This window comes from Carboxylicivirga fragile, from assembly GCF_050589805.1.
In the GTDB taxonomy this organism is placed as follows: Bacteria; Bacteroidota; Bacteroidia; order Bacteroidales; family Marinilabiliaceae; genus Carboxylicivirga; species Carboxylicivirga fragile.
In genome coordinates, this window is record NZ_JBNGOY010000035.1 from 49,201 (window position 1) to 62,894 (window position 13,694).

The 13,694-nt window shown below is 35.1% G+C and carries 10 protein-coding genes and 1 tRNA gene; 9 read left to right on the forward strand and 2 right to left on the reverse strand.

All coding sequences use genetic code 11. From position 1 onward, the window contains the following. The first annotated feature begins 70 nt into the window (after positions 1 to 70). The 5 genes from ACRD7B_RS15480 to ACRD7B_RS15500 all read left to right on the forward strand — a co-directional run bounded on the left by ACRD7B_RS15480 (position 71) and on the right by ACRD7B_RS15500 (position 6,613). Positions 71 to 3,640, forward strand: a complete 3,570-nt coding sequence (locus ACRD7B_RS15480; protein ID WP_430825493.1) for an FISUMP domain-containing protein — start codon at positions 71 to 73, stop codon at positions 3,638 to 3,640. 42 nt (positions 3,641 to 3,682) lie between these two features. Beyond that, positions 3,683 to 4,702, forward strand: coding sequence for a hypothetical protein (locus tag ACRD7B_RS15485; RefSeq protein ID WP_430825494.1), 1,020 nt, complete (start codon positions 3,683 to 3,685; stop codon positions 4,700 to 4,702). 11 nt (positions 4,703 to 4,713) lie between these two features. Beyond that, complete coding sequence (locus ACRD7B_RS15490; protein ID WP_430825495.1) at positions 4,714 to 4,980, forward strand: hypothetical protein; 267 nt, start codon at positions 4,714 to 4,716, stop codon at positions 4,978 to 4,980. Between the two features lie 218 nt (positions 4,981 to 5,198). Continuing rightward, positions 5,199 to 6,023 carry a hypothetical protein gene (locus ACRD7B_RS15495; protein WP_430825496.1) on the forward strand — a complete coding sequence of 275 codons (825 nt, stop codon included), beginning with the start codon at positions 5,199 to 5,201 and terminating at the stop codon, positions 6,021 to 6,023. A 32-nt stretch (positions 6,024 to 6,055) separates the two neighbouring features. Continuing rightward, entirely contained in the window at positions 6,056 to 6,613 is a 558-nt protein-coding gene (locus ACRD7B_RS15500; protein ID WP_430825497.1) for a TlpA family protein disulfide reductase, read from the forward strand. Between the two features lie 67 nt (positions 6,614 to 6,680). Here the strand turns inward: ACRD7B_RS15500 and ACRD7B_RS15505 are convergent, their stop codons facing one another. Together ACRD7B_RS15505 and ACRD7B_RS15510 are read right to left on the reverse strand one after the other, a co-directional pair. After that, on the reverse strand, positions 6,681 to 7,901 hold the full coding sequence (locus tag ACRD7B_RS15505) for a site-specific integrase (RefSeq protein ID WP_430825499.1): 1,221 nt from the start codon (positions 7,899 to 7,901) through the stop codon (positions 6,681 to 6,683). 271 nt (positions 7,902 to 8,172) lie between these two features. Continuing rightward, positions 8,173 to 8,257 (reverse strand) — tRNA-Ser (locus ACRD7B_RS15510). A gap of 336 nt (positions 8,258 to 8,593) precedes the next feature. On the opposite strand from ACRD7B_RS15510, the gene ACRD7B_RS15515 reads away from it, so the two are divergent. The 4 genes from ACRD7B_RS15515 (at position 8,594) to ACRD7B_RS15530 (ending at position 13,616) form a co-directional block, all read left to right on the forward strand. Next, the gene (locus ACRD7B_RS15515; RefSeq protein ID WP_430825500.1) at positions 8,594 to 10,549 is read left to right on the forward strand and encodes a tetratricopeptide repeat-containing sensor histidine kinase; all 1,956 of its coding nucleotides are present in this window, start codon (positions 8,594 to 8,596) and stop codon (positions 10,547 to 10,549) included. Between the two features lie 65 nt (positions 10,550 to 10,614). After that, positions 10,615 to 11,370: a LytR/AlgR family response regulator transcription factor gene (locus tag ACRD7B_RS15520; RefSeq protein WP_430825501.1), complete on the forward strand. Its 756-nt coding sequence runs from the start codon at positions 10,615 to 10,617 to the stop codon at positions 11,368 to 11,370. Between the two features lie 150 nt (positions 11,371 to 11,520). Further along, positions 11,521 to 12,111, forward strand: coding sequence for a hypothetical protein (locus ACRD7B_RS15525; RefSeq protein ID WP_430825502.1), 591 nt, complete (start codon positions 11,521 to 11,523; stop codon positions 12,109 to 12,111). A 251-nt stretch (positions 12,112 to 12,362) separates the two neighbouring features. Beyond that, complete coding sequence (locus ACRD7B_RS15530) at positions 12,363 to 13,616, forward strand: OmpA family protein (RefSeq protein WP_430825503.1); 1,254 nt, start codon at positions 12,363 to 12,365, stop codon at positions 13,614 to 13,616. The last annotated feature ends 78 nt before the right edge of the window (positions 13,617 to 13,694 follow it).

A 13,694-nucleotide genomic window follows, 5' to 3' on the forward strand; every position in this document is an offset into this window, starting at 1 on the left:
GTATTGAAATAAAATATCGATTGAGCGTTATTTGTGATAGATCACAAATGAACACAATAATTTTATCGATATGAATTTCTTCAAACGTATATTTCTGAAATGTAACTTACTCACTGTTTTGATTATTGTTCAACTTACAGCAGTTGCTCAAGATATCAATATTAATTTCTCTGCTCAGGGAGATGCTACAACAATAGATGAAATCATCGCAACCAATTTAACAAGCAATGAGTCAATAACTATTCCTGGGGACGCAACATTAGTGCTTCGTTCCACCGCAACTGCTATCGAAAAGTTAAGATTGAACGATGCTCTAACAATTGCACCTAATCCCTGTAATACCGTTACCAATTTATATTATTCTAGCGAAGGCCTTCAGGATATTACCATACAGCTAGTATCCTTGACAGGCATTGTTGTTGCTCAAGCTTCACAAACTCTAGAAAGGGGCACTCATCATTTTCAATTGTCAGCCCAAACTCCTGGCATGTATGTAATCAATTTGTTTACTACTAATGGTTCTTGTAGTACAAAATTAATTCAGCAGAAAAATGGTACAGTTAACATCAAATATTTGGGAACAGAAGTAACACAAGATAAAACACTTAAAACCACAACAGCTGATTATGTATTGAACTTTACGCCTAGCGACATAATCTCCTATGCTATCAAAAGTGGTGAATACACCAGCATTGTTAACGAAATACCTGGTGTGTCAAAAAACATAAGCGCTGAGTTATATGCCTGTAAAGATGGTGATAACAATACCTACCCCATTGTTAAAATAGGAGAGCAAATTTGGATGGCAGAGAATCTAAAAACAACAGCATACTCAAATGGTACTTCTATACCTCATGTTACCGATAATACTGAATGGGCTAATCTGGGGGATAATAATACCGACAAAGCCTACTGCTTTTACAACAATGATGAAAACCTTGGCTATGGAGCCTTATATACTTATGCAGCAGCCGTAAATGGAACACCACATGATGGGACTAATGATGTGCAAGGTGTCTGTCCCATTGGTTGGCATGTGCCGAGTGATGAAGAGTGGACGGACCTGGAAAACTATTTAATAGCCAATGGTTATAATTATGATGGAACTACAGAAAGCAATAAAGTTGGTAAATCTTTAGCTTCTTCATATGGTTGGAAACCCAGTAGCGGTACAGGGGATGTAGGTAATCTTCAAAATACTAATAACAGCACCGGCTTCACTGCTTTACCAAGCGGATACCGCTACTTCAGTAATGGTACGTTCTACTACTCAGGTAGCAGTAGTCGTTGGTTTAGTAGCTCAGAATATAATTCTAGTGAGGCAAACCTCCGTGGTATTGGGAAGTCAGTTGAATATTTGTACTACGAATACTATAGTAAGTCAATTGGATTATCGGTTAGGTGCATTATGGATAACACCACTGCAAACCTTCTTCCAGTTGCAAATTTCACAATTGAAAAAGCTATTATATCAATAAATGATGTTATTAATTTTACAGACCAATCAACTAATTCCCCAACAAGTTGGAACTGGGACTTTGGCGATGGCAATACTAGTACTCAGCAAAACCCAACACATGCATATACAGCAACTGGAAAATATACAGTCACACTTACAGTAGCTAATGAAAATGGATCCGATACTGAAACAAAAACGGATTATATAAATGTTGACAATGGCAGAAAACATGGTGCTTTTGCTATTACTGAACTAACCTATACTGATGCATCTGACTGGACTCAAATTGTTCATACTATTTTTGGAAATGAATACCGGGTATTGGATTGGAGCGACTTAGTAAACTATCATTCAAACGGTGGAGATTTATTAGAACTATTAGATGGATTAGGATTAACGGAATATGGGAATGGAGGTTCTGTTACATTAAATGGAGACCCTACTTATTCTGACACTAGATTTTATTTTATTTCACGGCACGAGCATAACTTACCGTCCAACTATTTAGCACATGAAAATATTGATAATTACTTGGTGAGTTTAGGCTCATGGTCTGGAACCCGGAAAATATTGGCTATAAATGAAAGCTTATTGGACAATACTGAAACCGGCACTGTAACAGATATTGATGGCAACGAATACAAAACTGTTAAAATAGGTAATCAATGGTGGATGGCGGAAAATCTTAAAACTACCAAATATGCTGATGGAACTTCCATACCGCACATAACTGATGATACTGAGTGGGCTAATTTGGGTAATAATAGTACTGACAAAGCCTACTGTTTTTATAATAATGACGAAAGCTTGGGTTACGGTGCTTTATATACCTGGGCAGCAGCAATGAATGGTGCAATTAGTAGTAACTCTAATCCAAGTGATGTTCAGGGAGCATGTCCGCAAGGATGGCACTTGCCAAGTGATACAGAATGGGCTGAATTAAAAACTTATATTACAAATGACGGGCATTCGGGAACAGAGGGAACCGCATTGAAATCAACAAGTGGTTGGAATAATAACGGTAATGGGACCGATGATTATGGATTTGCTGCTCTTCCTGGGGGCCAAAGACCTTTTAGCTTAGTAGGAGGGTATGGTCATTGGTGGAGTAGTAGAGAAAACGATAACTCAGCTGCTATTATACGATATATACCATATCATAATCCTTATATCGCCAGAACAGCAGATAGTAAATCAATTGGTTTTAGTATCCGCTGTGTTAAAGATAATAACACAGGTATTATACCTGAAGCTGATTTTGTCGCTAATAATACAGTTGCATCAATAGGTGATGTTGTAAGTTTTACAGATCAATCATCTAACAGTCCTACAAGTTGGAGCTGGAATTTCGGGGATGGTAATTCTAGTAGTGAACAGAATCCTAGTCATTTATATTCTTCAGCGGGGATTTATACAGTTTTATTAACAGTCACAAATGAAGCAGGTATTGATACTGAAATAAAAACAGATTACATAACAATTTCTGAGGATACTGAAACAGGTACAGTAACAGATATAGATGGTAATATTTACAATACAGTAAAAATAGGTGATCAGGTTTGGATGGTTGAGAATCTTAAAACCACCAAATATGCCAATGGCACCTCTATTCCTCATATAAGCGATAATACAGCATGGGCTAATCTTGGCGATAATAATACCGATAAAGCCTATTGCTTCTATAATAATGATGAGAGTTTGGGCTATGGTGCATTATATACGTATGCGGCAGCGGTAAATGGAACACCTCATGATGGCACAAATAATGTGCAGGGTGTTTGCCCTAGTGGTTGGCATCTGCCCAGCGACGCTGAGTGGACTCAATTGGAGAATTATTTAATAGCCAATGGGTATAATTATGATGGAACAACTATTGATAATAAAATTGGAAAATCATTAGCTTCTAAATCTGGTTGGGAAAGCAGCAGTAATGTTGGGGATATTGGCAATAACCCAAGCACAAATAACAGCACCGGGTTTACTGCCCTTCCGGGTGGCTACCGTTACTACTACGATGGCTCGTTCAGCTATGCGGGCAGCCTCGGTGCCTGGTGGAGTAGTACGGAGAACCGTAGTAGCACCGCCTACTACCGGATCCTGCACTACAGCTACCCTGACCTGTACCGCAGCAGCTACTACAATAAGTCGCCCGGCTTCTCTGTGCGTTGCGTTAAAGACTAAACACTAGTCTTTCTATTAGTCTATATACTAATGTTTTACAATATGATGAAAACAAGTAGAAAAAATATAACTATTGGACTTTGTATGATTCCATATTTTCTGTTTTTAGCTTATCGTTTAGCCTATAACAGCAACTATCTATATATGGATTGGGAAATTGATAACATTGTATTATATTTTGAAATTCTTATTACGATTTTGATATGCATATATCTCCTTAAGGAAAAATTTTTGAGCAAAATTGTATATTCTATTTATGTAATATTTATTGTAACAAGTAATTCCCTTGTATTTTTATCCCCAGAAATTTACGGTAAAACATACATAGTAATAATTGCAAATATTTCCTTGATAGTAAGTTTATATTTAGTTTTCTTTTATGGCTACAATATAATGCAGTTCAAAAATTTAATTAAGCCCTTATACAAAAAAAAGGATTACGGATTTAAATACACTGAGCAGGTGGAAGCAGATGTGATACATAGGCATATTGTTGCATCAAAACTTTTTATGGCAGCTACAGTTATCATTATAGTAAATACATTAATTGTAAGCTTGTTCCACTCTCAAACATTTAATCAAATAATCTGGCATTCACATATACATTTTATCTCGCATTTTAGAATGTTGATCTTTGGACAAATCAATGTAGGAATTCAGCTCCATAACTTGAAAGGTGTATTTATAATAATAGCATTTGCAATTACTTCTACTTTAGTAATAAAATTAATTTATAAAAATATCAGATACTCCAATGTGATATTTATGATTTATTACATAATTCATTTAAGCTTTTTACTTAAGATAGCTCACAGCCTACCTAATTTAAAAATATACATTATTCCTAATTATTCATACCACCATTTTTCATGGTTTGACAACTTAGGTGTTTTTTCAATTTATTTATACTTAATTGCCGAACTCATTTTGTTTATAACTTTTATATTGCTAGTTAAGAAAAAGTATAAACGATATAGTTCAAGTACTAATTATCAAATTAATGCAAACGAAGAATCAACTCAGATAAATACAAGACTTCATAAGAAATATTCAAACCTCTAAATTGTAAACCAATGAAAATAGCTAATAAAGTTGTAAATGTCCCTCTCAGTGGTGGGTTATTAGGAACCATTGGCAGTTCGCCAAAATCGAGATTGTCAATCGAGATTGAAGCTGCTAATAAACATGGGTGGAATGTAAAACAAGTTCTTCCTGCATCAAGTGGGAGTTTATTATATAGTTTATTGAGAATAATATTGCTAGTTATCACATTGTTTCTATACACTATTGAACCTGGTTATTATTTAATTCTTGAAAAAGATATAACGCATAATTCTTAATCAGAATCGGCTGTTAGAAGTTAGAATATAATAATAAATTGGCTTTTTCACGGATTTTGTTATAACCTAAGAAATCCATATACTTATTGAGGATAGTCAGTTTTAGCCTATTTTACATTTTGAATACAAATTAACGAATTATAAAGACATTTAAAGTTATTTGGGGAGTGACTACATGTGAAATGTGAAAAGTTGCTCCCCGAATAAATCGTAATAACATGAAATACCATATAATCCTTTTTTTGCTAATACTATTATTTCATACCAGTTATTTGTCATCCCAAACCTGTCATCTAAAACTACATATTCACAACCAGTCAAATTTCCCCATTGTTTTAGGCTCTATTAATGGAGATCAATTCACTCCAATTGACAGCCTTATCTCAAATGATGGCCATATCAAATTTAAATTATCTGATAATAATACTTTTCTCATTTATCGGGTTGTTATAGGTCAAACTCTCATGGCAAAAGTATTGAATGAACCGCCTCAGCAATTAGATTTTATTTTCAATGGAAAGGATATTGAGATAGAAACTGATTTTAACGCCACTTTGGATAGTGTAAATGTAATAAGCTCGGAAGAAAACCTGGTTTGGTTTGATTTTTTGAAGAAAGAAAAAATATATCAAAAGCAACTAAAAGAGCTGGTGATGCAAATCAACTATTTTCAGAATAAAACTGATGATGTATATTATACCAATAGCAAACAGACTGAAATAATAACCCAATACAATAAACTTCAAAAGGAAAAAGAAGCTTTAATTATATCTATCCAAAAGGAACATCCAAAGCTTTATGCCACAAAATTAATCCGGCTAAAACGTGAACCATTCTTAGATGGAAATACTTCAGAAAAGCAAAGAAGAATAGTGCAGAAAACGCATTTTTTTGATGGTGTTGACTTTTCGGATGAATCTTTAATTAACTCTTCTGCTTATACAGATATAGTTTTTCAATACTTTATGCTCTATGCACAAAAAGGGTTATCCAGAGAAAAGCAGGAAGAAGAATTTAAAAAAGCCATTGATGTGTTTTTGTAAAAACAAGCAACAACCCCGATGTATCAGCTTTTGTGGTGGATTATCTGTTAAGAGGTTTTGAAAGGCTAGGGTTAGATCATTTGCAGACGCATATTTCAGAAAACTATATGGTTCCACCTGGTTGTTCAGGTGAAAATAATACCTTGAAAAGGCGTTTGGCATTTCAACAAATGAAAATTGGCAATCGAGTTTCAGGTTTTAATCTATCAGAAATTAATGGAGGATTAGTTAACCTATACCAAACTAATTGTAAGTACAAACTGATTTTGTTTTGGGAAACTTCTTGTCCAATGTGCAAAGAAATCCTTCCCCAATTAAAAAGCTGGTACTATGGAAAGGATATTGATGTGGAAGTTTTTGCGATTTCAATTGATGAAGATAGGGCTGCATGGCAGGATTTTATATTAAACTATGATTTTCCCTGGATAAATTTAAATGAACCAAATAAATGGGGTGGTAAGGTAACAACAGATTATAATTTGTATGCTACACCTACTATGTTTCTTTTAGATGAAAAAAACAGGATCCTAGCTAAGCCCATTGATTTTACTGGGTTTTTGGAGGCTTTATCAGAGCTCTCTATAGAATAAAAAAAACTCCCGACTGAAATAATTAATCGGGAGATGTTTTAATAAGGTTTATAAGATTATTCTTAAATCAAGCCAAACTCATCTCAGAACACTTTAACTTCTCTGATAATAACTGCATGTCTGAGCTTATCTTCTCATTAGTAATACGAGCGTAAATCTGTGTTGTTTTAATATTGGTATGACCAAGCATTTTGCTTACCGATTCGATTGGTACACCCTTTGAAAGTGTTACGGTGGTGGCAAAAGTATGCCGTGCCAGGTGAAAGGTCAGGTTTTTAGTTATCTCACAAATATCAGCTATTTCTTTCAGGTACGCATTCGTTTTTTGATTCGTTGGAATTGGTAAAAGAACACCGTTTGGAAGACCTTTGTATTTATCTAAGATTAACTGGGCTATATCCAGTAATGGCACTACAGTTTTGATAGAGGTTTTTTGTCGTTTGGTGTTTATCCATAAATTACCGTCAAAACCTTTAGTTATGTGCTCCTGTCTAAGGTTTTTGATATCGATATATGCCAAGCCAGTGTAACAAGAGAAGATAAAAATATCACGTATGCGTTCCAGTCGTTCACTACTGAAACTTTTTTGCATGATGCGTTTCAGTTCGTCATCATTTAGGTAGCCTCTATCAACTTTCTTTATAGTAATCCTGTAATTGGCAAATGGATCAGTTTGTATCCATCCGTTCTTTTGAGCTATAAGGATAATGCTTTTAAATTTTTGAATGAATTTAGCCGTTGTATTTGCATTACAACGGCACTGCACGTTTAAGTACGTTTCAAATCCAACAATAAAGGAGTAATTGATTTCTCTTAGGTCAATATCTGTTCGCTTATATTCTACTTTCAGGTAATTTGATAAATGGCGTTTGCAAACTTCAGCTTTTTGGTATGTAGCCTTAGATTTATTAATGCCAATTTGTTTTTTTAAGCTATCGTTTGATTCTTCAAAAAGTTCCATTAATAAGAATTGCTCCAATCCAATGCCTAAGAAGGTATTCTTAACTTTTTCTGCAGTTATCTGGATATCTATTTTAGTAAGGTCGTTATATACATTATAAAGCGAGTTTTTAATTTCGTCCAATACGGTATTTAAAGTTCTTGCTTCGGCATTTCTTCCTTTGGCCTTATTCAATTCAACACTCCAGTCATCTGGTTTAATAAATTGTTTGGTGTTGAAATGTGTTTTCTTTCCATTAATCGTAATTCTTGCAACAATAGGTGCAGTTCCGTCTTTCTTTTCTGCATTCTTTTTAACGAAAAAAAGAACATTAAATGTGCTTCTCATAAACTTCATTTTTTGATTTGTAAAACTATGTTATTAATCACAAAATGAAATACTTGTAGGGGAGACAATGTTGGACAAAACCTAGACAATTCTGGACAAATCGTAACCTTTTTTTGACTTTTCAAAATAGGTTACGATTTAGTTACGATTTTATGTCGTTTTCAGGCATAATAAGAAAGACAAACTGTACAAAAAAACATAAAAAAAACCTACAACTCGTTGAAGTTGTAGGTTTTGTCATTTTCATGTCTTCTATTGACATACTAATCAGCGGAGAGAGAGGGATTCGAACCCCCGGTACCTCGCGGTACAATGGTTTTCAAGACCACCGCATTCGACCACTCTGCCATCTCTCCAATACTTTAATATCTTGTCCGAAACCCTTGTGGTCGTTAGTGTTTCAGTGTGTATCTCTTTCGATAACGGATGCAAAAGTAGAGTATTTTCTTTAACTGCAAAACATTTTTAAGACAAAAAGTAAACTTTTTTTGAGATGCTTTTCTATGGTTCATAAATACAGTGGTTTATGAAATGAATTTTTTTTGATTTTAGTTTTGGGTAAAAGTTGCCTTATTCGATCTGTTAATTTCGTGTTTATAATTTATTATAATTCTCAATAGAATTATTTCTATTTTTGTTCGACACCTAAAAATTATCATGCTCGTTAAGTTGTGCCAAACCAATTTTAACCAATGACCCATTTTTTTAAAATTTGCTTTTGTAGTGGATGCCTTATTTTATTGTCATCTCAGTTTATATTTGCCCAAATTGAAAAGGCAGAAGTTATTCCTTTGAGCATTAGTGTTCGGGACAGTATTTTATCTGAATTATCAAATGCAGGTAGTGACTCATTGCAGTTAGAGGCGGTATTTAAGCGAATCAGACGCCGTAGACGAACCTTAAAGGATTCTTACAAGGCAGTATTACACACTTATATTAGGCATTGTTCTGATGAGGGATTTGAACGCGGTGAAATGTTGATGTTAGATCGTATGGGAGTTAATGAGCGCTTTGCGGGACGTTTTGATTCGGCTGTGTATTATCATAATCAATCTCTGGTTTTGGCATTACAACAGGGCGATAGTTTGCAGTTGTCGTATAATTACAATAATCTCGGACAAGTTTATCGTCTTCAGGATATGAGTAGTTTGGCAATTGCTAATTTCCATAAAGCTTTGGCCATACAGGAAGCCATTGGAAATACCAAAGGAGCTGCTTATACGCAGAATACGCTAGGGGCTGCATACGTTGTTCAGGAGGATTACCCAAAAGCGTTATATTACTTTAACCAGTCCTTAGAATCTGCCAGTAATGTTGGGGATAAACGAACCATGTCGTATAATTATGGTGCTATTGGGGAGGTTTATTTATTGCAAGATCAGGTAGATTCGGCCATGTACTATTTTAATGAGGCCAAAAATATAAAGCTAGAAATTGGTGACAAGAAAGGCTTAGCTGTAGCGCAGCATTTAATTGGGCAAGCTTGGTATGCTGCTGGCAATATGGAGGAGGCTTCTGCATCTTTTCAAACCGCCTTAAGTTCGCACATAAAGAACAGGAATACAAGATACGCTGCCTTGTGTTACGATTTTATGGGTAAGATCATGTTGGTCGAGAATAAAATGGATAGTGCAGCCTATTATCTAGATAAAGCAAAGGTTATCGCTGAAAAAGTGCATAAGTTTGAATACTTGATGTCAATTAATAAATCATTAATTGAATTATATCAGAAACGTGAGGACTGGCCATTGGCCATTGAAGTGTTAAACGAGAACCAAACCATTCGCGATAGCGTATTTAACTTGAAAAAAAACAAGGCAATTCAAACACTTGAGATCGAATATCAAACCGAAAAACGTCAACATCAAATCGATTTATTGTCTGCCGAAAATGATCTTAAGAATCAAGGTATTCAACTTGGTATTGCTATTATTGTGCTTTTATTGTTGAGTATAGCACTTGGTGTGTATGTTCAATCAGCCAGACGTAAAAGAGGAGTGCTTGAACGTGACAAGCTTAAGCAACAATTATTACGCTCGCAAATGAATCCTCATTTTTTATTCAATGCTTTGGGCAGTATACAAAGTTATATGTACAAAAACGATGTGAAAAATGCAGCACGTTATATGGGTAATTTTGCTGCCCTTACAAGATCTATTTTGAATAACTCAAATGTTGAACAAGTATCGCTTGAAGAGGAATTAAGTACATTGCGTAACTATTTGGAGTTGGAAAAAATGCGAATGCAAAATTCTTTCGATTATAAAATTGAGTTGCCCGATACTTTAGATATAGAGTTTGTGGATGTGCCTCCAATGATGGTTCAGCCTTTTGTAGAGAATGCAATAAAGCACGGCGTAAAGGATATGTCGGAGGGTGGAATGATCAGTATTTCATTTAAGGAAGAAGGAGAGTTGTTACACGTGGTTGTTGTGGATAATGGAATAGGTTTAAAAAAGTCAATAAATGCTGCAAATAAAAGTCACCGCTCAATGGCTACAGCTATTTTTAATCAGCGAATAAAAATAATACAGAAGAATTATCCCAATGTGCCTGCACCCCTTATTCAGGATATTTCAGGGGCAGGTACAAGTGGAACTCAAATCGATATTTTCTTACCAATTATGGAATTGTCAAGTCACGAATAGCTTTCTAATTACGATAAATGATAGCTGTGTAGCATAGAGGATGCCTAATTTAATAGTTTGAACTAATGATGGAAAAGAAGAAGGTTGTAATTATTGATGATGAAGCTAATATAAGGGAGCTGAATCGCCATTTGTTATTGGATAACTTTACTGACGTTGATGTGGTTGGTGAAGCTGATTGCGTGGATGATGCGGTTAAGGTAATAGAGCTGACACAGCCTGATATTGTTCTGTTAGATATTGAAATAAAGGGGGGGACTGGTTTTCATGTGCTTCAGCGGCTTCGACCTTATTCTTTCAAGCTAATATTTATTACAGCGTTTAATCAATTTGCAATTAAGGCCATCAAGTTCAGTGCACTCGATTATATTTTGAAACCTGTGAATGAGTTTGAATTTGTTGAAGCCATTAGCAACGCGCTCAAACGTATTGACGAAGCAAATGACGAAGCTCAGGTGGATAATTTTATTGCTCACTATGGCAAGGATGAACAGCGTAAGAAAATGGTTTTACGTACCTCAGATTCGATGCATATAATTGAGATAAATGATATAATGTATTGTAAAAGTGATAATAGCTACACAACTTTCTACATTAAAGATCAAAAGGAAATTGTAGTTTCGAAAGGAATAAAAGAATATGCTGAGCTTCTTGAAGAGTACCGGTTCATTCGACCACATCAATCTTATTTGGTTAGCCTCGATTATATCCAACGTATCGATAAGTCGGATGGTGGATTTATTATTTTAAATAATGGTAAAGAGATTCCCGTATCGTCGCGTCGCAAACAAAGCCTGTTGCAACTCCTTGATCAGTTGTAAAAAACTTAAGTATTGTTTTAATCTCAAAAACAAATTCAAAAGAAATGATTGCAGTTTCAAACTGAGAAGCTGCAAATTCAAGTTGATGCATATTTAAGGTAGAAGCCGGTATTACTTTTAGGTTGTAATTAAAAATTAAAACCTAATAAAATGAAAAAAACTAAGATTCTACTTTTGATGGCAGTGGTGCTAGCTACTGGATTAACTGCAAGTGCTCAAGACTCAAAAATTATGGCAGGAGCCGGCTTGGATTATGCGAGTGAAATTAAAAACTTCGGTATTCACCTAAATGGCCTATATCTGATTAATGATACTTGGGAGGCCGATGCTGGTTTTACTTATTACTTCAAAAAGGATTATACAACCTGGTCGGCTCTTAATTTTAATGCACACTATGTTTTTAGTGCTGATGATAAAATGAGTTTCTACGCCCTGGCTGGCCTAAACATGACCTTTTATAAATTTAAGATAGAAAATCCTCTTTCAGGCTACAATATGGGCGGAGATGGATATGGTGGTTATGATGGTGGTGAGTACTACGATGAGTACGATCCATATGCTGACATGGTTAATACCCTTGCGGGAGATATTGAGGACAGTGGCAGTGAAGTAGGTGTGAATTTAGGAATAGGCGGGCGATTTGCCTTATCAGAGCAATTATACTTAATGGGTGAAGTAAAATACACTGTTGGAGGCGCAGATTACTTTAATATTGGAACCGGCATATTGTATCATTTCTAGTTTTAGATGATGATAAAATTGGTTCTAAATGTTCTAGTTTGCGTTTAGTGTTTTTATACCCTTGAATGTTAAATTCGTATAAAATAATTTTATACACAGTTCATTGTATATGTGGTTAATGAACGATTTGAGGTGATCTTTAGTGGAGTAGTGGTTATATGATATTCCTTATCGACTCGTTTAAAGGTTGCCTCAAACTCATTATTCCGCACATATAAGCAATCACTTAACAACTGTTTTAAATCTAAGTTATGAAAACAATAATTATAATTGGTTTTTTGTTATTGACTTGGCACATGCAAGCACAGGTGCAGGTTGATGTTGGCAATAAAGTAGAGAAAAAAACTAATCAGAAAGCCAATCAAAAAACAGACGAAGCAATTGATAAAACCTTTGATAAGCTCGAAGAAGGTATAGGTTCATTATTTGGTAAAAAGAAAAAAAAGAATAATAAAGTTTTAGAAGAGGAGAGTACATCAGTTAATAACTCTTCTTCAGATGTTTCGCCAGATGTCACGGATGACAATAACTCACCTCTTATTGAGCACAATGTCAAATGGAGTAAATTTGATTTTGTACCTGGAGATGAGGTTATTTTTGAGGATGCCCCCAACCTTATGGAGGAAAATGGTGAGTTTCCGAGTCGTTGGGATCTAAGTCAAGGCCAGGTTGAAATAATGATGGTGAATGAGGAGAATGTAATTGGCTTTGTTGATGGTAGTCCTGAAATAATTCCTTATTTAAAGAATTCAAAAGAAGATTATTTACCGGAGGTATTTACCGTGGAGTTTGATATTTACCGACCAGCATACGGTAATCGATTTAGTTTGTATTTGTACGATCGTAAAAACCAGATACCTCTAGATAAAGGCGAATTAGAAATAAATTTGAATAGAGCTGATATTGCAGATATTACCAGTGAATATGATTCCGGTAAATCCAATGAACAAGGTAATTGGATACATGTATCTGTTGCATATACAAAAGGGAAATTGAAGGTTTATCTTGATGAAAACCGATTAATTAATATACCACGTTACGAACCTAATCCTTCAGGTCTATCTTTTCAAGCGTATTGGGCCGAAGCAGAAGGTGATAAGTTGTGGTATATGAAAAATGTACGCATTGCAAAAGGTGGTGTGAAATATTACGATAGGATATTGAGTGATGGAAAGATAATTTGTAATGGCATACGTTTCGATGTTAATAAGGCAACTTTGAAGCGCGAAAGTATGGGGCCAATAAATAAAATTTACGAATTAATGCATAAGCAACCTGACCTAAACTTTAGTGTTGAAGGGCATACGGATGCAGATGGTGATGATGCCAAAAATCAGACCCTATCGGAGCAAAGGGCTAAAAAAGTGATGAATCAGTTATGCAGTATGGGGATTTCGGCTGATAGATTAAGTTATAAAGGTTTTGGAGAAAGTATGCCACTTGATAATAATACCACTCCCGAAGGCAAAGCAAATAACCGTCGCGTTGAATTTGTGAAGAAGTGAGGGTAGAGCCAAGCTTGCTTGAGCTATGCCGAGCGCCGAACAAATCAGGAAACAATTTGTGAAGAAGTGAGGGTAGAG

What these genes read in the sequence shown, in the direction of transcription:
- ACRD7B_RS15480 (WP_430825493.1), top strand. Translation starts at nt 71, where the DNA reads ATGAATTTCTTCAAACGTATATTTCTGAAATGTAACTTACTCACTGTT.
- ACRD7B_RS15485 (WP_430825494.1), top strand. Translation starts at nt 3,683, where the DNA reads ATGATGAAAACAAGTAGAAAAAATATAACTATTGGACTTTGTATGATT.
- ACRD7B_RS15490 (WP_430825495.1), top strand. Translation starts at nt 4,714, where the DNA reads ATGAAAATAGCTAATAAAGTTGTAAATGTCCCTCTCAGTGGTGGGTTA.
- ACRD7B_RS15495 (WP_430825496.1), top strand. Translation starts at nt 5,199, where the DNA reads ATGAAATACCATATAATCCTTTTTTTGCTAATACTATTATTTCATACC.
- ACRD7B_RS15505 (WP_430825499.1), bottom strand. Translation starts at nt 7,901, where the DNA reads ATGAGAAGCACATTTAATGTTCTTTTTTTCGTTAAAAAGAATGCAGAA.
- ACRD7B_RS15515 (WP_430825500.1), top strand. Translation starts at nt 8,594, where the DNA reads ATGACCCATTTTTTTAAAATTTGCTTTTGTAGTGGATGCCTTATTTTA.
- ACRD7B_RS15520 (WP_430825501.1), top strand. Translation starts at nt 10,615, where the DNA reads ATGATGGAAAAGAAGAAGGTTGTAATTATTGATGATGAAGCTAATATA.
- ACRD7B_RS15525 (WP_430825502.1), top strand. Translation starts at nt 11,521, where the DNA reads ATGAAAAAAACTAAGATTCTACTTTTGATGGCAGTGGTGCTAGCTACT.
- ACRD7B_RS15530 (WP_430825503.1), top strand. Translation starts at nt 12,363, where the DNA reads ATGAAAACAATAATTATAATTGGTTTTTTGTTATTGACTTGGCACATG.